This window comes from Synechococcus sp. HK01-R (assembly GCF_014217855.1).
Lineage (GTDB): Bacteria > Cyanobacteriota > Cyanobacteriia > PCC-6307 > Cyanobiaceae > Synechococcus_C.
On record NZ_CP059059.1, the window covers coordinates 70,402 to 96,090 of the forward strand.

Annotated in this window: 24 protein-coding genes, 3 tRNA genes and 3 rRNA genes; 16 read left to right on the forward strand and 14 right to left on the reverse strand. The window is 58.7% G+C overall.

Going from position 1 to position 25,689, the window contains the following annotated elements; all coding sequences use genetic code 11:
* Positions 1-97 precede the first annotated feature (97 nt).
* The 5 genes from rrf to H0O21_RS00380 form a co-directional block, all read right to left on the reverse strand.
* A 5S ribosomal RNA gene (gene rrf, locus H0O21_RS00360) occupies positions 98-214 on the reverse strand.
* A gap of 109 nt (positions 215-323) precedes the next feature.
* Positions 324-3,189 (reverse strand): 23S ribosomal RNA (locus H0O21_RS00365).
* A gap of 433 nt (positions 3,190-3,622) precedes the next feature.
* Positions 3,623-3,695 (reverse strand) — tRNA-Ala (locus H0O21_RS00370).
* A 9-nt stretch (positions 3,696-3,704) separates the two neighbouring features.
* Positions 3,705-3,778, reverse strand: a tRNA-Ile gene (locus tag H0O21_RS00375).
* Positions 3,779-3,963: 185 nt separating this feature from the next.
* Positions 3,964-5,448: ribosomal RNA gene (locus H0O21_RS00380) — 16S ribosomal RNA — on the reverse strand.
* Together the 16S, 23S and 5S rRNA genes with 2 tRNA genes alongside form the textbook arrangement of a ribosomal RNA operon.
* A 690-nt stretch (positions 5,449-6,138) precedes the next feature.
* On the opposite strand from H0O21_RS00380, the gene H0O21_RS00385 reads away from it, so the two are divergent.
* Complete coding sequence (locus tag H0O21_RS00385) at positions 6,139-7,590, forward strand: glycoside hydrolase 100 family protein (protein WP_131457068.1); 1,452 nt, start codon at positions 6,139-6,141, stop codon at positions 7,588-7,590.
* A 51-nt stretch (positions 7,591-7,641) separates the two neighbouring features.
* Here H0O21_RS00385 and petD read toward each other — a convergent pair whose 3' ends face one another.
* Positions 7,642-8,124, reverse strand: a complete 483-nt coding sequence (gene petD, locus H0O21_RS00390) for a cytochrome b6-f complex subunit IV (protein WP_185190022.1) — start codon at positions 8,122-8,124, stop codon at positions 7,642-7,644.
* Positions 8,125-8,201: 77 nt separating this feature from the next.
* On the reverse strand, positions 8,202-8,858 hold the full coding sequence (petB, locus tag H0O21_RS00395; RefSeq protein WP_006042106.1) for a cytochrome b6: 657 nt from the start codon (positions 8,856-8,858) through the stop codon (positions 8,202-8,204).
* 68 nt (positions 8,859-8,926) lie between these two features.
* Between petB and ctpZ the strand changes: the two genes are divergently transcribed.
* From ctpZ to H0O21_RS00430, 7 genes are all read left to right on the forward strand, one after another.
* Entirely contained in the window at positions 8,927-10,201 is a 1,275-nt protein-coding gene (gene ctpZ, locus H0O21_RS00400) for a carboxyl-terminal processing protease CtpZ (protein ID WP_370523062.1), read from the forward strand.
* On the forward strand, positions 10,198-11,454 hold the full coding sequence (locus tag H0O21_RS00405; protein ID WP_185190024.1) for an HD domain-containing protein: 1,257 nt from the start codon (positions 10,198-10,200) through the stop codon (positions 11,452-11,454). The genes ctpZ and H0O21_RS00405 overlap by 4 nt, the downstream gene beginning before the upstream one ends.
* Before the next feature lie 9 nt (positions 11,455-11,463).
* Positions 11,464-12,162: a septum site-determining protein MinC gene (gene minC / locus H0O21_RS00410; protein WP_185190025.1), complete on the forward strand. Its 699-nt coding sequence runs from the start codon at positions 11,464-11,466 to the stop codon at positions 12,160-12,162.
* A 42-nt stretch (positions 12,163-12,204) separates the two neighbouring features.
* Positions 12,205-13,020: a septum site-determining protein MinD gene (gene minD, locus H0O21_RS00415; protein WP_185190026.1), complete on the forward strand. Its 816-nt coding sequence runs from the start codon at positions 12,205-12,207 to the stop codon at positions 13,018-13,020.
* A 4-nt stretch (positions 13,021-13,024) separates the two neighbouring features.
* The gene (minE, locus tag H0O21_RS00420) at positions 13,025-13,327 is read left to right on the forward strand and encodes a cell division topological specificity factor MinE (RefSeq protein WP_131457056.1); all 303 of its coding nucleotides are present in this window, start codon (positions 13,025-13,027) and stop codon (positions 13,325-13,327) included.
* 41 nt (positions 13,328-13,368) lie between these two features.
* The gene (locus H0O21_RS00425) at positions 13,369-13,611 is read left to right on the forward strand and encodes a response regulator transcription factor (protein WP_185190027.1); all 243 of its coding nucleotides are present in this window, start codon (positions 13,369-13,371) and stop codon (positions 13,609-13,611) included.
* Positions 13,602-13,673: transfer RNA gene (locus tag H0O21_RS00430), tRNA-Thr, on the forward strand. The genes H0O21_RS00425 and H0O21_RS00430 overlap by 10 nt, the downstream gene beginning before the upstream one ends.
* 57 nt (positions 13,674-13,730) lie before the next feature.
* Here the strand turns inward: H0O21_RS00430 and H0O21_RS00435 are convergent.
* The 5 genes from H0O21_RS00435 to H0O21_RS00455 all read right to left on the reverse strand — a co-directional run bounded on the left by H0O21_RS00435 (position 13,731) and on the right by H0O21_RS00455 (position 16,998).
* Entirely contained in the window at positions 13,731-13,895 is a 165-nt protein-coding gene (locus H0O21_RS00435) for a hypothetical protein (RefSeq protein WP_185190028.1), read from the reverse strand.
* Positions 13,883-14,488, reverse strand: coding sequence for an L-threonylcarbamoyladenylate synthase (locus H0O21_RS00440; RefSeq protein WP_255441055.1), 606 nt, complete (start codon positions 14,486-14,488; stop codon positions 13,883-13,885). Before H0O21_RS00440 ends, H0O21_RS00435 begins: the two co-directional genes overlap by 13 nt.
* Before the next feature lie 16 nt (positions 14,489-14,504).
* Positions 14,505-15,395: a peptide chain release factor N(5)-glutamine methyltransferase gene (gene prmC, locus H0O21_RS00445; protein ID WP_185190030.1), complete on the reverse strand. Its 891-nt coding sequence runs from the start codon at positions 15,393-15,395 to the stop codon at positions 14,505-14,507.
* A 9-nt stretch (positions 15,396-15,404) separates the two neighbouring features.
* On the reverse strand, positions 15,405-16,451 hold the full coding sequence (locus H0O21_RS00450) for a DNA-processing protein DprA (RefSeq protein ID WP_185190031.1): 1,047 nt from the start codon (positions 16,449-16,451) through the stop codon (positions 15,405-15,407).
* 91 nt (positions 16,452-16,542) lie between these two features.
* Entirely contained in the window at positions 16,543-16,998 is a 456-nt protein-coding gene (locus H0O21_RS00455; RefSeq protein WP_185190032.1) for an acyl-CoA thioesterase, read from the reverse strand.
* Positions 16,999-17,052: 54 nt separating this feature from the next.
* Here H0O21_RS00455 and H0O21_RS00460 point away from each other — a divergent pair, with 54 nt between their 5' ends.
* Positions 17,053-17,901: a universal stress protein gene (locus H0O21_RS00460; RefSeq protein ID WP_185190033.1), complete on the forward strand. Its 849-nt coding sequence runs from the start codon at positions 17,053-17,055 to the stop codon at positions 17,899-17,901.
* A gap of 20 nt (positions 17,902-17,921) precedes the next feature.
* Here the strand turns inward: H0O21_RS00460 and psbM are convergent, their stop codons facing one another.
* Positions 17,922-18,026 carry a photosystem II reaction center protein PsbM gene (gene psbM / locus H0O21_RS00465; protein WP_131457044.1) on the reverse strand — a complete coding sequence of 35 codons (105 nt, stop codon included), beginning with the start codon at positions 18,024-18,026 and terminating at the stop codon, positions 17,922-17,924.
* 59 nt (positions 18,027-18,085) lie between these two features.
* Positions 18,086-18,547 carry a 2Fe-2S iron-sulfur cluster-binding protein gene (locus H0O21_RS00470; protein ID WP_185190034.1) on the reverse strand — a complete coding sequence of 154 codons (462 nt, stop codon included), beginning with the start codon at positions 18,545-18,547 and terminating at the stop codon, positions 18,086-18,088.
* A gap of 262 nt (positions 18,548-18,809) precedes the next feature.
* Between H0O21_RS00470 and psbB the strand changes: the two genes are divergently transcribed.
* From psbB to H0O21_RS00505, 7 genes are all read left to right on the forward strand, one after another.
* Entirely contained in the window at positions 18,810-20,369 is a 1,560-nt protein-coding gene (gene psbB / locus H0O21_RS00475) for a photosystem II chlorophyll-binding protein CP47 (protein ID WP_131457040.1), read from the forward strand.
* Positions 20,370-20,390: 21 nt separating this feature from the next.
* Complete coding sequence (locus H0O21_RS00480; protein ID WP_006042122.1) at positions 20,391-20,486, forward strand: photosystem II reaction center protein T; 96 nt, start codon at positions 20,391-20,393, stop codon at positions 20,484-20,486.
* A gap of 113 nt (positions 20,487-20,599) precedes the next feature.
* Positions 20,600-21,073, forward strand: coding sequence for a transcriptional regulator NrdR (gene nrdR, locus H0O21_RS00485; RefSeq protein ID WP_131457038.1), 474 nt, complete (start codon positions 20,600-20,602; stop codon positions 21,071-21,073).
* Between the two features lie 132 nt (positions 21,074-21,205).
* Positions 21,206-22,300 (forward strand): 30S ribosomal protein S1, encoded by a 1,095-nt coding sequence (locus tag H0O21_RS00490; RefSeq protein WP_185190035.1) that lies wholly within the window; start codon positions 21,206-21,208, stop codon positions 22,298-22,300.
* 21 nt (positions 22,301-22,321) lie between these two features.
* Positions 22,322-23,116 carry an HAD family hydrolase gene (locus tag H0O21_RS00495; RefSeq protein ID WP_185190036.1) on the forward strand — a complete coding sequence of 265 codons (795 nt, stop codon included), beginning with the start codon at positions 22,322-22,324 and terminating at the stop codon, positions 23,114-23,116.
* Between the two features lie 39 nt (positions 23,117-23,155).
* Positions 23,156-24,415, forward strand: coding sequence for a methionine adenosyltransferase (gene metK / locus H0O21_RS00500; RefSeq protein WP_185190037.1), 1,260 nt, complete (start codon positions 23,156-23,158; stop codon positions 24,413-24,415).
* 13 nt (positions 24,416-24,428) lie between these two features.
* Positions 24,429-25,688, forward strand: a complete 1,260-nt coding sequence (locus H0O21_RS00505) for an FGGY-family carbohydrate kinase (RefSeq protein ID WP_185190790.1) — start codon at positions 24,429-24,431, stop codon at positions 25,686-25,688.
* Position 25,689: the final 1 nt, after the last annotated feature.

A 25,689-nucleotide genomic window follows, 5' to 3' on the forward strand; every position in this document is an offset into this window, starting at 1 on the left:
AGGAGTCTGCCAACAAAAAAGCCACCCTTCCGGGTGGCTTTCCTGCAACGTTGCAATGGTTCTCCATTCGCTAAACGTTGATTTTGAGAATTGTTTTACCTGGCATCGAGCTATTTTCTCAGGGGGCTACCCCCCAAATATCGTCGCCGCTGCTGCGTTTCACAACCGAGTTCGAGATGGATCGGAGTGGGACCACAGCGCCATGGACACCAGGATAGTTCAATCCTCAAGGTATGAACCCTGAGAACTGCATAGGCTCCCATCACTCTTCAGTGATGACGTCTGAATTGAATAAAACTTGTCTCTCAGGCAAGAACCAAATGTTGGTCAAGCCCTCGGTCTATTAGTACTCCTCCGCTGCATCCATTACTGGACTTCCACGTAGAGCCTATCAACGGGTGTTCTTCCCGTGACCTTACTGGGTTACCCCATGGGAACACTCATCTTGAGGTGGGCTTCCCACTTAGATGCTTTCAGCGGTTATCCACTCCGCACATGGCTACCCAGCGTTTACCGTTGGCACGATAACTGGTACACCAGAGGTGCGTTCCTCCCGGTCCTCTCGTACTAGGGAGAAATCCTCTCAATGTTCCTACGCATACACCGGATATGGACCGAACTGTCTCACGACGTTCTGAACCCAGCTCGCGTACCGCTTTAATGGGCGAACAGCCCAACCCTTGGGACCGACTTCAGCCCCAGGTTGCGATGAGCCGACATCGAGGTGCCAAACCTCCCCGTCGATGTGAACTCTTGGGGGAGATCAGCCTGTTATCCCTAGAGTAACTTTTATCCGTTGAGCGACGGCCCTTCCACTCAGAACCGTCGGATCACTAAAGCCGACTTTCGTCCCTGTTCGACTTGTAGGTCTCACAGTCAAGCTTGCTTCTGCTTTTGCACTCGACGGCTGATTTCCAACCAGCCTGAGCAAACCTTTGCGCGCCTCCGTTACCTTTTAGGAGGCGACCGCCCCAGTCAAACTGCCCACCTGATACTGTCCGCTCCCCGGATAACGGGTGAACGTTAGAACCCTAGCTCTGAAAGAGTGGTATCTCACCATTGACTCCCTAGTACCCGCAAGCACTAGATCAACGTCTCCCACCTATCCTGCGCATTCAGAGCCCGGGCACAATACCAAGCTACAGTAAAGCTTCATAGGGTCTTTCTGTCCGGGTGTATGTAGTCCGCATCTTCACAGACAATTCTATTTCGCCGAGCCTCTCTCCGAGACAGCTCCCAGATCGTTACGCCTTTCGTGCGGGTCGGAACTTACCCGACAAGGAATTTCGCTACCTTAGGACCGTTATAGTTACGGCCGCCGTTCACCGGGGCTTCAGTCGCCAGCTTCGCTTACGCTGACCGGCTTCCTTAACCTTCCGGCACTGGGCAGGCGTCAGCCCCCATACATCGTCTTGCGACTTAGCGGAGACCTGTGTTTTTGGTAAACAGTCGCCTGGGACTCTTCACTGCGACCAGCTCGCGCTGGCACCCCTTCTCCCGAAGTTACGGGGCCATTTTGCCGAGTTCCTTAGAGAGAGTTACCTCGCGCACCTCGGTATTCTCTACCACCCCACCTGTGTCGGTTTCGGGTACTGGCAGTTATGCCTTAACGGGTATAGAGCTTTTCTTGGAAGCATGACGTCACCAACTTCGCTGCCGTAGCAGCTCGTACTCACGCCTCAGCTCGGATCGTTTTCGCCGATCCTCAACGCCTCGAACGCTTGAACCAGTAACCAACATCTGGCTTGGCTAGCCTTCTCCGTCCCTCTTCCCAAAACATAACCGGTACAGGAATGTTGACCTGTTATCCATCGACTACGCCTTTCGGCCTCGCCTTAGGTCCAGACTAACCCTCCGCGGACGAGCCTGCCGGAGGAACCCTTAGGGTTTCGGTGCATGGGATTCTCACCCATGTTTTCGCTACTCAAGCCGACATTCTCACTTCCATGCAGTCCACGCCCGCTCACGCTAACGCTTCACCCCACATGGAACGCTCCCCTACCATAAATCCGCAGCTTCGGTACAACGCTTAGCCCCGTTCATTTTCGGCGCAGGATCGCTCGACCAGTGAGCTATTACGCACTCCTTTGAGGATGGCTGCTTCTAGGCAAACCTCCTGGTTGTCTGGGCAATCCCACCTCCTTTATCACTTAGCGTTGATTTGGGGACCTTAGCTGGCGGTCTGGGCTGTTTCCCTCTCGACCATGGAGCTTATCCCCCACAGTCTGACTGCCTCGCTACACACAGGGTATTCAGAGTTCATCTCGATTTGGTACCGCTCTCGCAGCCCGCACCGAAATGGTGGCTTTACCCCCCTGCTGGAGCACGAGACGCTACGCCTCAACGTATTTCGGGGAGAACCAGCTAGCTCCGGGTTCGATTGGCATTTCACCCCTAACCACAGCTCATCCGCTGATTTTTCAACATCAGTCGGTTCGGACCTCCACTTGGTATCACCCAAGCTTCATCCTGGCCATGGTTAGATCACCCGGGTTCGGGTCTATAAACACTGACAAACGCCCTATTCAGACTCGCTTTCGCTATGGCTCCACCATTCCCGGTTTAACCCGCCAGTGCCTATAAGTCGCCGGCTCATTCTTCAACAGGCACACGGTCATCCGATCAGTCGGACTCCCATTGCTTGTAAGCTCACGGTTTCATGTTCTATTTCACTCCCCTCCCGGGGTTCTTTTCACCTTTCCCTCGCGGTACTGTTTCGCTATCGGTCACACAGGAGTACTTAGCCTTACGAGGTGGTCCTCGCGGATTCACACGGAATTTCACGTGCTCCGTGCTACTCGGGATACAGCTAGGTCAGTTCAGTTTTCGTGTACGGGACTTTCACCCTCTGTGGTGTGCCATTCAAACACTTCCACTAACATTCCTTTTCCACATTGCTGTCCCACAACCCCGATGCTCGAAAGCATCGGTTTAGGCTCTTCCCCGTTCGCTCGCCGCTACTTAGGGAGTCGTTTTTACTTTCCTTTCCTCCAGCTACTAAGATGTTTCAGTTCGCTGGGTTGGCTCGCACCGCCCTATGGATTCAGGCGGCCGTTCTAGGGGTTGCCCCATTCGGAAATTCCCGGATCAAAGCGTGTTTCCAGCTCCCCGAGACTTATCGCAGGTAACCACGTCCTTCATCGCCTCTGTGTGCCAAGGTATCCACCGTGAGCCCTTTGTAGCTTGACCAATGTATCTCCAACACGCTTGCTGTCGTTGAAACAGATTCTCTCTGATTCATTGCTGAATCAAAGATCTAACTCCTCATTGCTCGACACAATTAGAAGAACGTGATGGAGTCTCGGCTCTTGCTCGATAGAATTTGCAATCACTCCTCATCATCACCCTTTCGGATCATCATTCAGAGTCATCGCATCATCCATGAGATGCTTTATTCTTTCCAGACTCACCTATGCAGTTGTCAAGGTTCTGCCAGACTTCAAATCAAATCACCAATTGCTTGATCACCTGATTCGAGCCCAGCATCTTATCAACCATCGATAGATTTCTCTCTATCGCAGGAATGACAGGAAGCTGGGTTCCTCTAGCGGACACATCTAAATCACACTCCAATCGAGCTCATACTCCAAACTTCTGGAGATGGGAATTAAAGTTCGGTCAGTGGAGGTTAGGAGACTCGAACTCCTGACATCCTGCTTGCAAAGCAGGCGCTCTACCAACTGAGCTAAACCCCCAACACCGAATGGGCCATCCTGGACTTGAACCAGGGACCTCACCCTTATCAGGGGTGCGCTCTAACCACCTGAGCTAATGGCCCAGGAGTCTCATCCCTTTTGGGGTGTGACCTAGACAAAGTTTAGGAACTAAAAATCTCCATTAAGCAGCTCACTGTTTCCAGTTCACTCTTAACTTCAAAGCTGAGGTACCGATCGACCTAAGGTGACAGAATTTCGGCCTAAGAATAAAACTACTCAGGCATCAAAATCATTGTTTGTCTCCCTGTTAGGAGGTGATCCAGCCGCACCTTCCGGTACGGCTACCTTGTTACGACTTCACCCCAGTCATCAGCCCCACCTTCGACGTCCTCCTCCACAAGGGTTGGAGTAACGGCTTCGGGCGTGGCCAACTTCCATGGTGTGACGGGCGGTGTGTACAAGGCCCGGGAACGTATTCACCGCAGTATGCTGACCTGCGATTACTAGCGATTCCTCCTTCACGTAGGCGAGTTGCAGCCTACGATCTGAACTGAGCCACGGTTTATGAGATTTGCTTGTCCTCGCGAACTTGCTGCTCTTTGTCCGTAGCATTGTAGTACGTGTGTAGCCCAGGATGTAAGGGGCATGATGACTTGACGTCATCCACACCTTCCTCCGGTTTATCACCGGCGGTCTCTCTAGAGTGCCCAACTGAATGCTGGCAACTAAAGACGTGGGTTGCGCTCGTTGCGGGACTTAACCCAACATCTCACGACACGAGCTGACGACAGCCATGCACCACCTGTCACTGCGTTCCCGAAGGCACTCTCCCGTTTCCAGGAGATTCGCAGGATGTCAAACCCTGGTAAGGTTCTTCGCGTTGCATCGAATTAAACCACATACTCCACCGCTTGTGCGGGCCCCCGTCAATTCCTTTGAGTTTCACACTTGCGTGCGTACTCCCCAGGCGGAACACTTAACGCGTTGGCTACGACACCGAGGGGGTCGATTCCCCCGACACCTAGTGTTCATCGTTTACGGCCAGGACTACAGGGGTATCTAATCCCTTTCGCTCCCCTGGCTTTCGTCCATGAGCGTCAGTTATGGCCCAGCAGAGCGCCTTCGCCACTGGTGTTCTTCCCGATATCTACGCATTTCACCGCTACACCGGGAATTCCCTCTGCCCCTACCACACTCTAGCCCAACAGTTTCCACTGCCATGATGGAGTTAAGCTCCACTTTTTAACAGCAGACTTGATGGGCCGCCTGCGGACGCTTTACGCCCAATAATTCCGGATAACGCTTGCCACTCCCGTATTACCGCGGCTGCTGGCACGGAATTAGCCGTGGCTTATTCCTCAAGTACCGTCAGATCTTCTTCCTTGAGAAAAGAGGTTTACAGCCCAGAGGCCTTCATCCCTCACGCGGCGTTGCTCCGTCAGGCTTTCGCCCATTGCGGAAAATTCCCCACTGCTGCCTCCCGTAGGAGTCTGGGCCGTGTCTCAGTCCCAGTGTGGCTGATCATCCTCTCAGACCAGCTACTGATCGATGCCTTGGTGCGCCTTTACCACACCAACTAGCTAATCAGACGCGAGCTCATCCTCAGGCGAAATTCGTTTCACCTCTCGGCATATGGGGTATTAGCAGCCGTTTCCAGCTGTTGTCCCCCTCCTGAGGGCAGATTCTCACGCGTTACTCACCCGTCCGCCACTAACCCGAAGGTTCGTTCGACTTGCATGTGTTAAGCACGCCGCCAGCGTTCATCCTGAGCCAGGATCAAACTCTCCGTTGTAGATCAATTCCTTTTGATGACTTACATCACCTCAAATTGATTTGCGTCACCCACAATTCAGTTTTCACTCATTGCAGTTGAGGCCTCCTTTCAGCTGACACAGAAAGGGTTCTTAAGAGTGCACTTCTAGATTTCTCTATCCATGACTTTCCAGGATCTCAGATCCGGTTGTTGCTCCATCAATTCGCACACCGGCAACAGTCAGGCTCGTGAAAACCTCACCGTTGCAGCGAATGACTTCATCGCAACGACATTGTTTGACGGGACCTCACACCTTCATCGCTCTTTCATCAAAGCCTTCCACTCACCTCGCGGCTCGTTTCAAGACCTCGACGCGATGAAAGCGTCAGTTCCTAAACTTTTCGATTGTCCAGGTTCTGCCGTCGCGCTCCCTCTCAGGAGCGGTGGGCTGTGCGGCCTCTCGCGACCGCTTGTGAAACTTACAACACCGTGGGATCGCTCCCTCTTGGTCTTGTAAGCACCGATCGAACCACACAAAAGCTCTCGCTTCCCTTGTGCTCCTCCCGGCTGCGCCTTCCGCCCTTCGGCTTCCTGCGCAGTCCAAAAACATAACCCATCAACTCCCCTACTCGCAACCTCAGGGGCGTCACCAGATCTCCAGACTTGCTTCCACTGGCCAAAACGCTTGCAATCACTACGGTCTGATCAGGATCTCCTGAGCAACGAACCATGGCAGGTCGATTCAGCCAGCAGCACCAGCGTGTGCGACCCAGCTCCAAGGAAGACCAAGTCGTCGAGAAGGCAAGGGAGCATTTCGAACGCACTCTGATTTCCGTTGGTGGTGCACTGGCGGGAAGCGTGGCGGCACTGGAGCACCCCAGCTCCGACGGAGCTCTCAACTACGGAGAGATCTTCCTGCGCGACAACGTGCCGGTGATGGTTTACCTGCTAACCCAGCGCCGCTTCGATGTGGTGAAGCAGTTCCTGAGTGTGTGCCTGGATCTTCAGAGCACCACCTACCAGACCCGCGGTGTTTTCCCCACCAGTTTCGTGGAGGAAAACCAGGAGCTGATCGCCGACTACGGACAACGATCGATCGGAAGGATCACATCCGTCGATGCGAGCCTCTGGTGGCCAGTGATCTGCTGGCTCTACGTCAAACACAGCGGCGATCACAGTTTCGGCGCCAGCCAAAAAGTGCAGCGGGGGATCCAGCTGCTGCTTGATCTGGTCCTGCATCCAACCTTCGAGGGCACCCCCGTGCTCTTCGTGCCGGACTGCGCGTTCATGATTGATCGTCCAATGGACGTGTGGGGCGCACCACTCGAAGTGGAAGTGCTGCTCTATGGCTCGCTTCGCAGCTGCATCCACCTCATGGAACTCTGCAGAAGTCAGCACAACAGCAGGCTGCTCGATCAGCGCCTGGTGCTCACGAGGCAATGGGTGCATGACCTGCGCGGCTTCCTCTTGAAGCACTACTGGGTCACCAGCAAGACGATGCAAGTGCTTCGACGACGGCCCACAGAACAGTACGGGGAGAACCAGCACCAGAACGAATTCAACGTTCAGCCCCAGGTCATCCCCGACTGGTTGCAGGACTGGCTGGAAAACCGCGGCGGCTATCTGATTGGCAACATGCGAACCGGCAGACCCGACTTTCGCTTCTACAGCCTGGGAAATTCACTGGCCTGTCTCTTCGGCTTGCTGACCAGCCCCCAGCAGCGGGCACTATTCCGCCTGGTCTTGCACAACCGTGACGATCTGATGGCCCAGATGCCCATGCGCATATGCCATCCGCCGATGGACGGTCTCGAATGGCAGAACAAAACTGGCTCAGACCCCAAAAACTGGCCATGGAGCTACCACAACGGTGGACACTGGCCAAGCCTTCTCTGGTTTTTCGGTGCTTCCATCCTTCTGCATGAGCGGCGAAACCCACACGCCGACGTTCTGCTCATGGGCCAAATGAAGGCTCTTCTTGAAGAGAGCTATTGGAGTCATCTCAACCAACTGCCCCGTCAGCAATGGGCCGAATACTTCGATGGGCCAACAGGGACCTGGGTAGGACAACAGTCCCGCACCTACCAAACCTGGACGATCGTCGGATTCTTACTCCTGCATCACATGCTGAGGGTCAACCCTGACGATGTCGACATCCTGAGTCTGGACGATCAGCCATAAAAAAACCCGGCCAAAGGCCGGGTTTCATTCCTGCAAAGAGCAGGACGTTGCTCAGAAGAGACCGAGGGTCAGAGACTTGTCGATCGGGAGTGCAGCACCAATACCCAGGTAGATGGTCGTGAGAGTTCCGAAGAGGAAAACGGCCATCGCCACTGGACGGCGGAAGGGGTTCTGGAACTTGTTGAAGCTCTCAATGAAGGGAACCAGCATCAGGCCCAGAGGAACAAGCGTCTGCAGAGCGATACCGAGAAGCTTGTTGGGGACAACCCGCAGAATCTGGAACACGGGGTAGAGGTACCACTCAGGAAGAATTTCGAGAGGGGTAGCAAAGGGATCAGCCTTGTCGCCGAGCATGGCCGGATCAAGAACGGCGAGGCCCACCACACAGGCAAAGGTTCCCAGAATCACAACCGGGAAGATGTAGAGGAGATCGTTGGGCCAGGCAGGCTCACCGTAATAGTTGTGGCCCATGCCCTTGGCCAGCTTGGCCCGCAGCTTTGGATCGGTGAGATCCGGCTTCTTGAGGATGTGCATGATGCAGGACGGGGTTGTACGAACGGTAGAAAAAGCTGTTCGGTATCCGCTTCAGGATGTGAAGCGAATGAAATGGATCACAAGGGGCCGGAGATGCCCTGCTTCCGAATCATCAGGAAGTGCATGAGCATGAACACGGCCAGCAGCCAGGGCATCACAAACGTGTGGAGGCTGTAGAAGCGGGTCAAGGTGGACTGACCAACGCTCTCACCACCGCGAAGCAGCTCAACCATGAAATCGCCGACCACAGGAATGGCGGCGGGAACGCCAGACACGATCTTCACAGCCCAGTAACCAACCTGATCCCAGGGGAGTGAGTAGCCAGTCACACCGAAGGACACGGTGATCACGGCCATGGTCACGCCCGTCACCCAGGTGAGCTCACGGGGACGCTTGAACCCCCCGGTGAGATAAACGCGGAACACGTGAAGAATCAGCATCAGCACCATCATGGAGGCGCTCCAGCGATGGACCGAGCGGATCAACCATCCGAAGCTGACGTCGGTCATCAGGTACTGAACCGAGCTGTAGGCCTCTGCCACCGTCGGCTTGTAATAAAAGGTCATCGCGAACCCAGTCGCGAACTGAATCAGGAAACAGACCAGGGTGATCCCGCCCAGGCAATAAAAGATGTTGACGTGGGGTGGGACGTACTTGCTGCTGATGTCATCAGCGATGTCTTGGATTTCAAGACGTTCCTGGAACCAGTCGTAGACGGGTGAGGAGTTCGCCATGCAGAGGTGGGCTTGGATTGCGAGAGTCTACTGAACACGTTCCAGCGATCGCGTCCGGGATGAAGCCAATGTTGCCGACTGTTAACGACCTGGCAAACCAATTGCGGCGACTGGCTTGTGGGCTGATCAGCCTGCTCGTGATCGCCCTCGCCATCGCCCCTCAAGCCCTGGCGCTCAACGATGCGCAGCAGCTCGTGGTGGAGAGCTGGAAGCTGGTGAACCAGAGCTATGTCGACCCGTCGCGCTTCGATGCCATCCACTGGCGAAGGCTGCGCCAGAAAGCCCTAGAGGGATCCATCGAATCCAGTGGCCAGGCCTATGACGCCATCGATGCCATGCTCGCGCCGATCGGCGATCCCTACACCCGACTGTTGCGGCCAGCGGACTACGACGTCATGAAGGCCAGTAACGAAGGCAGCCTCAGCGGAGTAGGGCTGCAACTTGGGCACCGCAGTGATGACGGCAAGATCGTGGTGATCGCGGCCCTCGAGGGCTCACCCGCGGCTGATGCAGGCCTGGTCAGTGGCACGTTGGTGCTGGCCGTGAATGGAGAAACCACAGAAAGCCTTGGGCTCGAAGCCACGGCTGCCCGCCTTCGCGGCGAGGCGGGAACCCAGGTGGTGCTCACCTTGCTGTCAGCGGATGACACCCAGAGCGAAGTAACGCTCGAGCGTCGGTATGTGGATCTCAGGCCAGTGCGTACAAGGCGCCTACGCAGCGACAGTCACACGCTTGGATACCTGCGGATCACCCAATTCAGCGATGGTGTGCCAGACCAAGTGCAGGAAGCACTACGAGAGCTCTCCGAGAAGGGAATTGAGGGCCTGGTGCTCGACCTTCGCAACAACTCCGGAGGGCTGGTCAGTGCTGGTTTGAGCGTGGCAGATGCCTTCCTCAGCAATCAGCCGATCGTGGAAACCCGCAACCGAGATGGAATCGCCGATCCCATTCAGGCTGGTCAGGGGGAGATTTACAGCGGGCCGATGGTCACCCTTGTCAATCAAGGGACGGCCAGCGCGAGTGAAATTCTGGCGGGTGCCCTCCAAGACGACGGGCGCTCCCAGCTGCTCGGAAGCCGAACCTTTGGCAAAGGACTGATCCAGACCCTGACCAATCTCAGTGATGGCAGCGGTCTGGCCATCACTGTGGCGGGCTACGTCACACCAAGCGGCCGGGACATCCAGGGTCAAGGACTGGAGCCAGATCGCCTGCTGGATCAGCCAGAGCCCTTGAATCCTGGAGGCGAAGGAGATCGCTGGCTCCTGGATGCCGAACGGTTTATGGAATCGCTACTGGATCGCAGAACGGCGTCCACGGACCCGGAACCCGACCCGCAGCCATGAGCAGCCGAACATTCCACGACCCCCTCCATCGCAGCATCCGGCTCGATGCCAGCCGGCCCGCTGAGGCCATGGTCATGGCCCTCGTCGACAGCCAACCATTCCAACGCCTACGTCGTATCCGACAACTGGGTCCCGCCTTTCTCACCTTTCACGGTGCTGAATCGAGTCGTTTCACCCATTCCCTTGGGGTTTTTCATCTGGCGCGCCAGGCCCTTGATCGGCTGGTGTCCAAAGACCCCACCCTGGAATGCCATCGCGGCACCCTGTATGCCGCGGCACTTCTCCATGATCTGGGCCATGGACCGCTCAGTCATACCGGCGAGGAGATGTTCGGTCTGCATCACGAGCAGTGGTCAGCGCGACTCGTGCGTGAGCACCCACAGATCCGCCCGTTGCTCGATGCCCACAGCGCTGGCACGGCTGATGCTGTGGCCAACCTGCTGGGGCATGACAAGGCTGAACGCAGCGTGATCAAAGCGCTCGTCAGCAGCCAATTGGATTGCGACCGTCTGGACTATCTACTGCGCGACAGCTACAGCACTGGAACCCGCTACGGACAACTCGATCTGGAGCGAATCCTTTCGGCGCTCACCCTGGCACCTGATGGTGAACTGGCCATCCATCCGAAGGGGCTGATGGCAGTGGAGCACTACCTCGTGGTGCGCAATCTGATGTACCGCAGTGTTTACAGCCATCGACTCAATGTGGTTTGCAACTGGCTTCTGGAACAGGTGATCCGCATCGCCCGACAGCTCGGCCCCGGGGATGTCTGGTGCGATGCGGTTTTGAAGCGGTGGCTGTGGTCGCCCAAACAGTTGGATCTCAACGCGTTCCTCGCCAATGACGATCTACGGACCGGGTACCACCTACTGCGCTGGGCAGAGGACGGCCCAGCACCTCTGGCCAACCTCTGCCAACGCTTTCTCGATCGACAGCTCCTCAAGGCCAGTGCCGTCGAGCATCTGAGCAGCGAACAGCAGCTTGAGGCCCTTGCTCTCGCCAGACGCCTTTCTGAGCAGCAGGGCATGGATGCGGAAACCTGCTGCGGACTCCGTCATCAGCAACTGCGGGGGTATCACCCCTACCGAGGCGGGCTACGTCTCTGGGATGGCCAGCGCTTACTTGCCCTCGAGCAGGAATCACCTCTTGTACAAAGTCTGACCACGCCAGCCGCAAGCGCCTGGCTCATCCACCCTCGGGAGATCGAAACAGAGCTTCGCAGCCACCTGGGCACCCATGGCTTCGGCGCCTAGCGTTTGCCCATGCCTGCGCCGCTTTTTGAAGCCAGATCCCAGGAAGACGTGACTTACCGACTTCGGCTTCCCCCCTTCCTGGAGCGTGACTGGCAGGAAGCGCTGCCTGATCTACTCGCCAACTGTCCGCCAGGGCCCGTGGATCTCGATTGCGGAACCTGGCCTCTCAACGTGCGAGACCTTCACCATCTAATCGACACCCTCGAACGGGAAGGACTCTCGATCAACGGCCTGGAAGCCTGCAGAAGTGAAACGGTCATCAGTGCCAATGCCCTTGGCCTACAGGCCCGCCTGCGGATGGAACACCTGCAGATCAAGCCCGTAGCTGACGCTGCAGCAGGCCTGCGGCTCCATCAGGGCACCTTGAGGTCTGGGGATCACGTCAACGCCCAGGGCCACCTTCTACTGGTCGGTGATGTGAACCCTGGCGCCCGCGTGTCAGCAGCTGGTGATGTTCTGGTCTGGGGGCGACTGAGGGGCGTTGCCCATGCAGGCTGCCTAGGCAACAGCGAGGCCAAGATCGTGGCGCTCCAGTTGCGGCCACTGCAACTGCGGATCGCTGATTGCGTTGCCCGTGGACCGGACGAGCAGCCTCAACCTGGCTTTGCGGAGCAAGCCCGCATTGTGAATGGAGAAATCGTGATTGAAGCCGCCCAGCCACTGCCCCCGATCGTTCCTGCAACAGAGCGGGACGATTCCCTGGCCTGAATGCGTCACCCCCTTTAGGCTGCCCTGACTTCCCGGGACCCCGTGGCGCCAACCTCGCGAACGATCCTGATCTGCTCTGGCAAAGGCGGTGTCGGCAAAACGACCCTCACAGCCAATCTGGGCATTGCCCTGGCCAGGCAAGGTCAGAAAACCGTTGTACTGGATGCCGATTTTGGCCTTCGCAACCTCGATCTTCTGCTGGGCCTCGAAAACAGAATCGTCTACACAGCGCAGGAGGTTCTGGCTCAGACCTGCCGACTCGAACAAGCCCTCGTACGCCACAAGCAAGAGCCCAACCTCGCCCTGCTTCCGGCGGGCAATCCCCGCATGCTCGAGTGGCTCAAACCCGAAGACATGCAATCCATCGTGAGCATGCTTCAAAAACAGTTCGACTACGTGCTGATCGACTGTCCTGCCGGGATCGAGGACGGATTCAAGAATGCAGCCGCTGCAGCCCGCGAGGCCATCGTGATTACCACTCCCGAGGTTTCAGCAGTTCGCGACGCCGACCGGGTGATCGGGCTTCTCAACACCAGAGGGGTTTCGCCGGTGCAGCTGGTTCTCAATCGAGTGCGGCCAAAAATGATGGCGAACCAAGAAATGCTGGCGGTTGATGATGTCACCGACATCCTCGCCCTCCCCCTGCTGGGACTTGTGCTGGAGGATGAACAGGTGATCGTGAGCACAAACCGGGGTGAGCCACTCACCCTGAATGGTGGCGGCTCACCTGCAGCCCGTGCTTACGCCAACATTGCACGCCGCTTGCAGGGAGAGGACGTTCCTCTCACCGACCCTGCAAAAGAAGGACGTGGGCTACGCGCCAAGGTGCGCCGGCTGATGCAAAAGAAGATTTTCTGAAGCGATGACCCTGCGCGACATCCTCGACAAACTGCTCGGACGCCAGCCAGCCAGTGCCACCACAGCACGGGAACGTTTGCAGCTGGTGCTTGCCCACGATCGCAGCGATCTCAGCCCCGAACTTCTGGAGCAGATGCGCAAAGAGATCCTTGAGGTCGTGGCGAAGTACGTAGAAATCGACCTGGATCATGGCGACGTAAGCCTGGAGACCGAAGACCGGGTGACCGCGCTTGTGGCGAACCTGCCCATCCGCCGCCCCCTGGCCATTCCAACCCGCAACAACGACCAAGAGACAGTCGACGCCTGAGGGCGTCCCAGGGGAATGCTTGGCTCAGCAGCACTTTTGCCATGCCGACCTCTGACCTCACCCCTGCGGAGCTCTCTGTCGTTCGCTTGCTGTTGGAAGGACTCAGCAACAAAGCCATCGCCCAGCGCAGGGTTCTCAGCATCCGCACCGTGGAGACCCACATCAGTCATGCCCTGGGCAAGACCGGCTGTCGCTCCAGGCTGGAGTTGATGCTCTGGATGCTGGCCAGGGAAAGGCATCAGAGGCCGGAGCCGGCCGGTACACTTCCCTCATTGCCGGCTTAGCTCAGCGGTAGAGCAGCGCTTTTGTAAAGCGAAGGCCGTCGGTTCAAATCCGTCAGCCGGCTTGGATGGTGATTGCAGTAAATCTTCGGGGCACTTTCCGTTCTCAGGACTGTCCGTTCTCAGGACTGACCAGATCGACCGGCAAGCAACCAGAGGCCAGTCAGAGCCAGGAGCCAGGGAAGAAAACCAAGGTTGAAAAGAGGGCTCGCAAAGCCAACCACTGGGAAGATCAGCCAGTGGGTCGCTGCCTGCAGCACCAGCACGATGGCGATCAACCAGAGCATGGGGGCTTCAGGTTCAGGCCTGTAGGCATCACAGCACCCTCTCGCAGGACTCGCCACTCCCCTGGACCGCTCCAGGCGAGAACGGTGCTTGCCAAGCCACTCGGAGCTGGCCAGGGCAGCGGAGCAAGCAGTGACAGCGAGGGAAAGCAACGCCAAGCGTCTCGAGCGTTGGTCGCAGCAGGCTCTCCGGACCGATTCACGCTTGTGGTGGCCAGGGGGCCGCTCCTGGCCAAGAGCGCTCTGGTGACTGCGCAATCGGGCACGCGCATGCCGAGTGTTGACGCCCCTGGGTGGAGCCTGTCAGTCATCGATCCTTGGGAGGGGAGCACCAAGGTGAGAGCGCCTGGCCAATGATCTGAGGCCAGAGCTTCCGCCTCCCGACGTGCATCGACCCGCGCGTGACACAGCAGGTCCATGGCATCAGCGCCCATCAAGATCAGCGGCTTCTCCAAAGGACGCTGCTTCAGGCACCAGATCTGGCCAGCGTGATCCGGCAGTGCGGCCAGGGCCGGGAGGGTGTCGGTTGGAATCAACACGGGATTTCCACTTTGCAACTGAAGCAGCAGTGACTCGACTCCATCCCCATCAGGCATCAAAACTGGCATCAAATCAGGACGACCTCCTGGCAATACAGAAGCGGGCGACCCCTTCAAGATCGCGTTCAGCTCGAACATCCTCAAGGCCGGCCTTGCGACAAAGCGCAGCAACCGGCTCGCTCTGATCGTGATGATGCTCCATCAGCAGCCATCCGCCTGGAGCGAGAGCGCGGCCTGCTGACATCACAATGCTCGCAATGGAATGGAGGCCATCGGGACCTCCATCAAGCGCCAGCCTTGGTTCGTAATCCCGCACCACCGGATCAAGGAGATCCACCGTCGAAGCAGGGATATAAGGCGGGTTAGACACCACCAACTGCAATCCCCCCCACCAGGGTTCCAACGGCGTCCACCAGTCACCAGCATGCAATTGCCAGTCAGCCGAGCCGGCCAGGCGCTCCAGGTTGGTGCGAGCCAGAGCCAGGGCCGCTTCACTGCAATCGACCCCATGGCCGCTCCAATGGGGTAGAGCACGAGCCAGAGCAACCGCCAGGGCACCAGAGCCCGTGCCTAGATCAGCCCAGCGTCCCGACCCAAGGGAATTCGGCTTGACCGAGACGCAGTCGAGGGCGAGATCCACGAGCAGTTCGGTCTCCTGCCTGGGAATCAAGGCTGCGGATGACACGGTTAATTCAAAGTCCCGCCAGGGGCAGCAACCAACCAGATGCTGCAAGGGCTCGTGACAGTCGAGATGGCGCCGCCACAGCAACTCAAGCTCCTCAAGCGCACAGCTGAGGGTCACAACCCTGGCACCGGGATCGAGATGCAAACGCTGAAGCTCAGTCCAGCGAAGACCACCGGCCAAATCCAGCAACCAATCGAGATCGGCTCCATAGCCTCCCCGGGAGAGCTGCTTCCGCCTCCAGGCCAGCAGGTCTGTGCCAGAAAGCTCTGAAGATGCCATCCGTCCAAGCTAAGCAAGCCGCCAGCGCATCCCAGGTTCAGCGCAGACAACTCCCTGAAGCTCCAGCTGAAACAACTGCTCCGCCAAATCGGCGGTGGATCGACTGAGTTCCTGGCCCAGCGTCTCCAACCCGGCACCTTGCTCAAGCAATCGCAACAGAGCGGAATCCTGAGCACCAGCAGCGACGGGTGGAGACAACTTGGAGAAAGAACTCTGCTCAGGTCGCGCCAGGCAGCCGGCACCCAGGAAATCGAGAAAGTGGTCAATACAGACCAGCGGCGAAGCCCCGTCGGCCAAGAGTGCGTTACTGCCCTTCGCCGAATCCCTCAGAACATCCCCAGGGACCACCCAGAGAGCACACCCCAATTGCTGAGCACATCGAGCCGAGAGCAACGCCCCACTTCCCTGCGGACACTCCACGACCACCACAACCCTGGCGAGAGCGACCAGCAGTCGGTTGCGAAGCGCAAAGCTCGCGCGAGAGACACGAGCCTCCGGAGCCTGCTCCGTGATCAACAATCCACTGGAGGCCACATGGGCCTGAAGCTGGGCATGCTCGGGCGGATAAACCCTGGTCAAAGGAGTTCCCACGACAGCGATCGGCCGACCAGATGCCGCGAGGCAACCTTGATGCGCAGCAGCATCAACCCCCTCGGCCAAACCACTGACCACAGGCCATCCCGCCTCCGCCAGCGCTTCTCCCAACCTGGTGGCCACCCGCAAGGCATGGGACGAAGGCCGCCGGGTGCCGACAATCGCAACAGCGGCAGAATCCGCCAGCGCTGTCCAGAGGGAGTCCTGCCCTCGCCAAAAGAGCGCGACCGGAGGCCTAGGCAGGGCGCCTAGAGCATCAGGCCAGATCCTGTCGCCGGGCACCAAGACATCCGCGGGAACGCTGACACGAGGAGCCTTCCCCCAGCGAGAGCGAAACCGATCAACCCGTTCAAGTAGGGAGTCAGGCCAGAGCAGAGCAGCCTTCAGGCGAGCGCGGGGCCACCCCCAGAGCGCCGCAAAGCCTCCTTCAGTCCGGAGGGCGAGAGCGCGAAGGGCATCCATCCGACTGGAACCAAGGCCAGGACAACGACTCCACAACCACCACCAATCGCGCAACTCCAAACTCGGCAACTAATACATCTGTATTAGCGTCTCATGCTGGCGGCTCAGGGCCTTGCTGGAGGCGCCGCAAGGCTTCGCCGAGGGGTTCCGGAGCCTGGCGCAGAAGGGTGCGACGCCCACCGTCGAAGCGAACCAGCACCAGCTCGACCCGAGCCTCTGCCGCCACCTCGCCATCCGAGCACAGCCAGCGACTCCGCCACGGCCAGCGAACTCCTTTCCTAGGGAGCGCCCAGCTTTCCAACAGCACCTGCTCGCCGTGATGGAGGGCCTGCCGATAGTCGATCTCTAGGCGCACCACAGGCATTTCCAGCCCTGCCTCCGACACCACGCCGTAGGGCAGCCCCACGGCTGCCAATGCCTCCACCCTCGCCTCCTCGAGCCAGGCCACATAGGCGCCATGCCACATCACCCCACCGTGGTCGGTGTGCTGAGGAAGAACACGTTTGCTCCAACGCCAGGGCCGCGTCGTAACGCTCTCAATCACCATGCTTCAGGCCCTCCTTTTTCGGCCATAGGCTGCTGCACACACCGCTGCGATGTTGTGTTCAACAACCTTCTGATTGCTGATTCCGGGAAGGGACATGTCGAGGAGATGGTCAAAATGCTGCGCGATCTACCCGGATTCCGCGCCGCAAGGATCAACCTCCTCCATGTTGTTCCAGAACAGGACAAATCCGGCGCTGAAGAGCACTGGGCCGACGCCGCCCAGCTCCTTGCCCAGGCGGTGGAGCGGCTTGGCCTCAACCCGAGCGAAGTGAACTCGATCATTCGTCAAGGTGACGCGAAACAGACCGTGCTCAAAGTGGCAGAGGAGCTCAATGCCGATCTGATCGTGATGGGATCCCGGGGGCTCGGACGACTCCAATCGATCCTCGCCAACAGCACCAGCCAGTACGTCTTCCAGCTCTCAACCAGGCCCATGCTTTTGGTGCGAGACGATCTGTACGTACGCCATGTCAATCGTTTGCTCGTGACCATCGATGGCACAGGAGTTGGCGACGACGCCCTGCGACTGGCCTGCGAGATGATTCGCGACATTCCCGGGGGACAACTGACGGGTGTCCATGTGGCCAGGCAGGACATCACCCCATCCCGAGGAGCCGTTAGCAAAGGCGACGCTCTACTGGAGGCAGCGGTCCAACGGGCCCGCGGCTATGGAGTCGCCCTGAAGCCCTTACACATCACCGCGAACGACATCGGCCGCGGGGTGTGCCAGGCCGCCAAGGACACGAATGCCGATCTCGTCGTGATCGCATCCCAGGACCGTCGACCGCTCGTGGCCCGCGGACTGGTGGATCTGGACAAACTGCTGGGGGGATCCGTGAGCGACTACATCAGGGTGCATGCTCCAGCCCCCGTGATGCTCGTGAGGGAACCGGAGCGGTCTTGAAACTGCTCCGGTGAACCCGTTCAGCTCTGCTTGCTGTTGGTCTGAATGAACAAAATGATCAGGAAGACCGTCGGAACCAGCACGAACATGAGGCTGGCGACAAAGCCGAGATCGTTGGTTTCCATGACCGCTGATAAGTGCCCTCGGAAGGTATCACCGTTCGGCGACCTCGCAGGGCCAAACCTCAGGCCTCGTCACCGGGCGTAGCAGCCCGATCATCAAGTTCCTGATCAGGCTCGGGCTCATCTTCATTCAGCTCCTGAGCAGGCCAGGCGGTTGGCCCGCTTGGCAAACCGCCCGCTTGTGCTGCTGCGATCCGTGCCTCCGCATCCGCAAGCCCCATCTGCGGCCTGGTCAAGACCACGAGGGAGTCCTGTACAAGCGCCTGACAGGCAAGACGCCAAGTGTTCGGCCGACGCCGCAACTTGTTCTCCTCCACTGCCGTGCGCGTGGAGAGAGCACCCGGCAAAGCACCATCCGGCACATCGACAAAGCAAGTAATGCACTGGCCGCACCCGCCGCAGTTGCCAAGCTGACCTTTCAGGCCGTACAGGGAAATCCCTTCACGAAGGGCCACGTCCCGCAGATTTTCCCCGGGGTAGCACTCCACGTCACGACCTTCTCTGACAAAGCGGATGACTGGCATGGCGAGGGGAGGTCGGAAACCTGCATTCTGAATCCAGGGGTTGCGATTTGTAACCGCCGCATCAGAGGCACCCCGACATCGCCCTGAAGCCCCTACCTCCCTTCCTCCAGCAGGAACATGGCAACAGGCCGATCCGCTCAACGGCACGAAAGAGATGTTGAGACGTTGCAGCTCGCGACAGCGAGTCCCAGCAGCCCTTCAACACCCCTTACGATCGCTGGGTCTGGCTGCATCAGCAGCTTCGTTCCCCCGAACCTGACCCATGGGATTGCCCTGGTATCGGGTGCACACCGTCGTTATTAACGACCCCGGCCGACTCCTGGCCGTGCACCTCATGCACACCGCCCTCGTTGCCGGCTGGGCCGGCTCGATGGCTCTCTATGAACTCGCCATTTTCGACCCCTCGGATCCTGTTCTGAATCCGATGTGGCGTCAGGGCATGTTTGTGATGCCTTTTATGGCCCGTCTTGGCGTCACCGGCAGCTGGGGAGGCTGGAGCATCACCGGTGAGACCGGTGTGGATCCTGGCTTCTGGAGCTTTGAAGGTGTCGCCGCAGCTCACATCGTGTTCAGCGGCCTGCTGATGCTGGCTGCCATCTGGCACTGGACTTACTGGGATCTCGAGATCTGGCAGGACCCACGCACAGGTGAGCCCGCCCTTGATCTCCCCAAGATTTTCGGCATCCACCTCCTGCTTGCAGGACTAGGCTGCTTCGGTTTCGGCGCCTTCCATCTCACCGGTGTTTTCGGACCGGGCATGTGGATCTCCGATCCGTACAGCCTCACCGGGCACCTAGAAGCTGTCCAGCCAGCCTGGGGTCCTGAAGGATTCAACCCCTTCAATCCTGGTGGAATCGTTGCTCACCACATCGCTGCAGGGATTGTCGGCATCATTGCTGGCATCTTCCACATCACCACTCGACCTCCTGAGCGCCTTTACAAGGCCTTGCGCATGGGGAACATCGAGACGGTCTTGGCTAGTGCCATTGCCGCTGTGTTCTTCGCAGCCTTCATCGTGGCCGGCACCATGTGGTACGGCTCAGCTGCCACTCCTGTGGAGCTGTTCGGCCCGACCCGTTATCAGTGGGATCAGAGCTACTTCAAGACTGAGATCAACCGTCGCGTTCAGACGGCAATGGATTCAGGTGCTTCCGAGCAAGAGGCTTATGCCTCGATTCCTGAGAAACTTGCCTTCTATGACTACGTCGGAAACAGCCCTGCCAAGGGCGGTCTGTTCCGTGTTGGTCCGATGGTGAATGGTGATGGTCTGCCCACGGGTTGGATTGGCCATATCTCCTTCACTGACAAGGATGGTCGCGATCTTCAGGTGCGCCGTCTCCCCAACTTCTTTGAGAACTTCCCTGTGGTTCTTGAAGACAGTGACGGCATCGTGCGGGCTGACATTCCTTTCCGTCGGGCTGAAGCGAAATATTCCTTCGAGCAGCAAGGTGTGACCGCCACAGTCTTTGGTGGTGCCCTTGACGGTCAGACCTTCACTGATCCTGCTGACGTGAAGCGACTGGCTCGCAAGGCTCAACTGGGTGAAGCGTTCGAATTCGACCGCGAGACCTACCACTCCGACGGCACCTTCCGCAGCTCACCCCGCGGCTGGTTCACCTTCGGCCATGCCACCTTTGCCCTCCTCTTCTTCTTTGGGCACATCTGGCACGGTGCACGCACCCTCTACCGTGACGTGTTTGCCGGTATCGATCCCGATCTCGGTGAGCAGGTTGAGTTCGGTCTGTTCCAGAAACTGGGAGACCGTTCCACCCGTCGACTGCCTGAGGGCTACGTGCCCCCGGCAGGCACCACCCTCAGCTGATCGCCCCCTCGGAGACTCTCGATGGAAAGCTTCGCTTACATCCTCATCCTCACCCTGGCGATTGCCACACTCTTCTTCGCCATCGCTTTCCGCGATCCCCCGAAGATCGGCAAGTGATTCAGGAATCAACTGCTTTGCCCCGCATGAAGGCGGGGCTTTTTTTTGGCAATTTCCAGGCCTGGACAAGCTGTCTAAACTTGGAACACATTCGACTTCGGAGTGAACCGGGCGTGCAGTGCCCTTCCTGCCAAAACACAGACAGTCGGGTATTGGAATCCCGTGCTGCCGATGGAGGCAGGAGTGTTCGCCGTCGGCGTGAATGCCTGAACTGTGAGTTTCGCTTCACCACCTATGAACGGGTGGAGACCATGCCGATCACCGTCCTCAAACGGAATGGCAGCCGCGAGAGCTTCAGCAGGAGCAAGCTGCTCCATGGCCTGAGCAGGGCCTGCGAGAAAACCGGGATCACAGCCACCAAACTCGAAGAAATCGTCGACGAACTTGAGCTCACCCTTCAACAGCGCAACGGTCGCGAGGTGACCAGCCACGACATTGGAGAGCTGGTGCTTGAGCAACTCAAGGAGCTCAGCGAGGTGGCATACGTTCGCTTTGCTTCGGTTTACAAGCAGTTCCGCGGCGTCAACGACTTCGTCAAGACGCTCGAAGGAATGAACACCAGCAAGCCTCCTCTAGCCACCGTTTGAATTGAGCAGCTGAGGAACCACCCAAGCGAATCGCCCTAGGGCCGTCTGTAAGAATGGGCGATTCGATCGCTTGTGGTCGGCGGGCCTCAGCGTCTTCTCTCACACTGTCTTCGGGCAGACCGCCATCCCCCCATGTCTGTCACCTCCACCGACCAGGTTCAGGATCCCAACGCGGAAACAGCCGCGTTTGCCGAAGATGCTGAAGCGATCATGGCAACGGAATCCATCGATGCCTTCGCTGAAGAGGACCTGAGCATTCCGGAGGATGTGCCCACGGCCGACGACCCCAGCAGCCGGGCCAGCAGCCGTGATCTCGATGGCGCTGGTTTCACCCTCGACGAGTTCGCCTCGCTGCTGAGCAAGTACGACTACAACTTCAAGCCTGGCGACATCGTCAACGGCACCGTCTTTGCCCTGGAGTCGAAGGGAGCGATGATCGACATCGGCGCGAAGACGGCCGCCTTCATGCCGATGCAGGAGGTGTCGATCAACCGTGTTGAGGGACTGAGCGATGTTCTCCAGCCGGGAGAGGTGCGCGAGTTCTTCATCATGAGCGAAGAGAACGAAGACGGTCAGCTCGCACTATCGATTCGCCGGATTGAATATCAACGCGCCTGGGAACGGGTGAGGCAGCTGCAGAAAGAAGACGCCACCATTTATTCCGAGGTGTTCGCCACCAACCGTGGTGGTGCCCTTGTGCGGGTGGAAGGCCTGCGCGGCTTCATCCCCGGTAGCCACATCAGCACCCGCAAGCCCAAGGAAGATCTGGTCGCCGATTTCCTGCCGCTCAAGTTCCTGGAAGTCGACGAGGAGCGCAACCGTCTGGTGCTCAGCCATCGTCGCGCCCTGGTGGAGCGCAAGATGAATCGCCTCGAGGTAGGCGAAGTGGTGATCGGCACCGTTCGTGGCATCAAGCCCTATGGCGCCTTCATCGATATCGGTGGTGTCAGCGGTCTGCTGCACATCTCCGAAATCAGCCACGAGCACATCGAGACTCCTCACACCGTGCTCAATGTCAATGACCAGATGAAGGTCATGATCATCGATCTGGATGCCGAGCGCGGCCGCATCTCTCTCTCCACCAAGGCGCTTGAGCCGGAGCCCGGTGACATGCTCACCGATCCCCAGAAGGTGTTCGAGAAGGCCGAGGAAATGGCTGCCCGTTACAAGCAAATGCTGCTTGAGCAGGCCGAGGAGGGCGAAGAGTCCTACGGGATGATGGGCTGATTCTCGCGATCAGTTCGTCCCATGGCCACGCTGTTACTCAACGGTGAGGCCCTAGCCGAAATCGATGGGGTGCTGTTCGACAAGGACGGCACCCTTTCTCATAGCGAACCGCACCTCATCAGCCTGGCGCGAAGGCGAATTGAAGCCATTGCAGAACGCATGCAACACCTTCCACTTCGCGTCGTTTCAAACGCGTTGGACACCAAAAGCCTGCGTTCGCTCCTCGAAAAGGCCTACGGACTGAACAGTGAAGGCGTTCGCCCGGACAGTCTTCTCGCCGTGGCGTCAAAACAGCACAACCTCGCTGCCACCGCAACCGTTCTCAGCCTGGTGGGCGTGCCGTGGCCTCAGGCCCTACTGCTTGCGGAGGAGAGCTTTGCATCCGTGGAGCAGTCGCTTCCCCCCGATGAAGAAGACGGTTCCACTCCGCTTTTACCGGATGCCAAACGCCTGATCCAAGCGCTCAACAAAGCCGGGGTGACCTGTGCTGTGATCAGCAACGACACCCACGAGGGAATTCAGCGCTTTCTGCGTCATCACCAGCTAGAGCACGCCGTTTCAGGCATCTGGAGCGCGGAGCATCAGCCAAGCAAACCAGATCCGGCCGCTGTCCACCGCCTCTGCGAGTCCCTGCAACTCAACCACCGTCGCTGCGCCCTAGTCGGCGATGCCGACTCCGATCTACTCATGGGCAGGCGCGCTGGAGTCGCTGTCACCCTGGGCTACGTGGCCGGATGGAGGGAGCCCCCAACGCTTACCGCCCACGAACACCTTGTTCACCACTGGCGCGATCTCCAAGTGCGCCTAGAAGACTGAACTCGCCTCCCCTTAGAGTCGCTCCATTCGCACCGGGTCATGAGTCGCTACGTCTTCACCTCCGAATCCGTCACAGAAGGACATCCCGACAAAATCTGTGACCAGGTCAGTGATGCAGTACTCGATGCGCTCCTCGCACAGGATCCCTCCAGTCGCGTGGCCTGCGAAACGGTGGTCAACACCGGACTCTGCATGATCACCGGTGAAGTCACCTCAAAGGCCCAGGTGGATTTCATCCATCTTGTGCGCGATGTGATCCGCGACATTGGCTACAGCGGCGCCAGGGCCGGTGGATTTGATGCCAACAGCTGTGCTGTGCTGGTTGCCCTCGATCAGCAATCCCCTGACATCGCCCAGGGCGTTGATGAAGCCGATGACCATGCTGGTGACCCGCTCGACAAGGTGGGTGCGGGAGATCAGGGCATCATGTTCGGCTACGCCTGTGATGAAACTCCGGAGTTGATGCCTCTGCCGATCAGCATCGCCCACCGTCTCTCGAGGCGACTGGCAGAGGTCCGTCACAACGGCACCCTTGAATACCTGCTCCCGGATGGCAAAACCCAGGTCAGTGTCGTGTACGAGAACGATCAGCCCGTGGCGATCGACACGATTCTGATCTCCACCCAGCACACCGCGGAAGTGGCTGGCATGAGCGGCGAGCAAGAGGTCAGGCAGCGCATCAGCGATGACCTTTGGACCCATGTTGTGGAACCTGCCACGGCAGATTTGCCCCTGAAACCCGAAAAGGGATCGACTCGCTATTTGGTTAACCCCACCGGAAAATTCGTGGTGGGTGGCCCTCAAGGTGATGCGGGGCTGACAGGCCGCAAGATCATCGTGGACACCTACGGCGGCTATGCCCGCCACGGTGGTGGTGCTTTCTCCGGTAAGGACCCCACCAAAGTGGATCGCTCTGCTGCCTACGCAGCCCGTTACGTCGCGAAGTGCCTCGTGGCTGCTGGTCTCGCCCGGCGCGCAGAGGTCCAGCTGAGCTATGCCATCGGAGTCGCTAAGCCCGTCTCCATCCTTGTCGACTCGTTTGGCACCGGCAAAGTGTCAAACGCGGAGCTCACCGCACTCGTGAACAGCCACTTTGATCTGCGCCCTGGAGCGATCATCGAGCAATTCAAACTGCGCGACATGCCTTCTCAGAGCGGAGGTCGCTTCTATCGCGACACGGCCGCCTACGGGCATTTCGGTCGCCCTGATCTCAAGCTTCCCTGGGAAGACGTGGCCGACAAAGCCGCAACGCTGCTCCAGGCGGAAGCAACCCGCCTCCAGGAGGGGAGCACCATCTGATCCTTGACCTGTGATCGCCCCTGACACCGCGGTGCTCGGTATCGATCTGGGCACCAGTGGTGTCCGGATCGCGATTCTCGACCTGGCCGGCAATCTTCGACACAGTGAAGGGATGCCCTATCCAGGTGCATTCGAGGACCCAGCGGCATGGGTTGATGGCTGCAGGCAGCTCATCGCGTCCATTCCCTCTGACCTGCGCCAGCGGCTTCGAGCCCTGGCGGTGGACGGAACCTCTGGCACCCTCCTGGCCTGTGAAGAAGACGGAAGGCCTCTGGGGCCAGCCTTGCCGTATCACCTCAGTTGCCCGGAACAGCTGGAGCGACTCAACGCCCTGATCAGCGACTCCAATCCTGCAGGCAGTGCAAGCGGAAGTCTGGCCAGGGCCCTGCGCCTGCTGGAGACGCATAAAAGAGATCAGCTGCTGCTGCGCCACCAGGCCGACTGGATCACTGGTTGGTTTCTGCAAAGCTGGCGTTACGGCGAGGAAGGAAACAACCTCCGCCTGGGCTGGAATCTTGAGACGGGGCGCTGGCCAGACACCTTTGCCCGCCAGCTTTGGTGTCAGGCCCTGCCTGAGATCAGGCCAAGCGGAGCACTCTTGGGATCGATTGCCCCCTCGATCGCCGATCAACTCGGCTGCCCCCCAAACCTTCAGGTGATCGCTGGCACCACAGATTCGAATGCAGCGGTGCTCACGGCCAATCCAAGCGCTGGAGATGGGATCACGGTGCTCGGCAGCACAATCGTTCTGAAGCGATTTGTGAAGACTCCACTCGCTGGTGCGGGAGTCACGAACCATCGGGTTGGAGGTCGCTGGTTGTGCGGAGGGGCCTCCAACTCCGGTGGCGTCGTCCTGCAACAACAGTTCCCTGGAATCGACCTCGAGGAACTCAGCCGTCAGATTGATCCTGAGCAGAACAGCGGCCTGGATCTACGCCCCTTGCCGGCAAGGGGCGAACGGTTCCCCATTGACGACCCGACGCTCGAGCCGATTCTCAGGCCTCGGCCTGTCAGCGATGCCCTCTACCTCCATGGCCTGCTGGAGGGCATGGCTCGCATCGAGGCCCAGGGCTGGCGACGTTTGACGGAGCTGGGAGCTCAACCCCCAAAACAAGTGATCACGGTGGGAGGGGGAGCCCGCAACCCCCAATGGAGAAGGCTCCGGGAACGGATCCTCGGCCTGGCAGTTCGCAGTTGCCATGCTCCTCCGGCCGCTGGCACGGCACGCTTGGCACTCGAAGGTCTGCAACAGGCTGCCGATCTGCACGGATAAA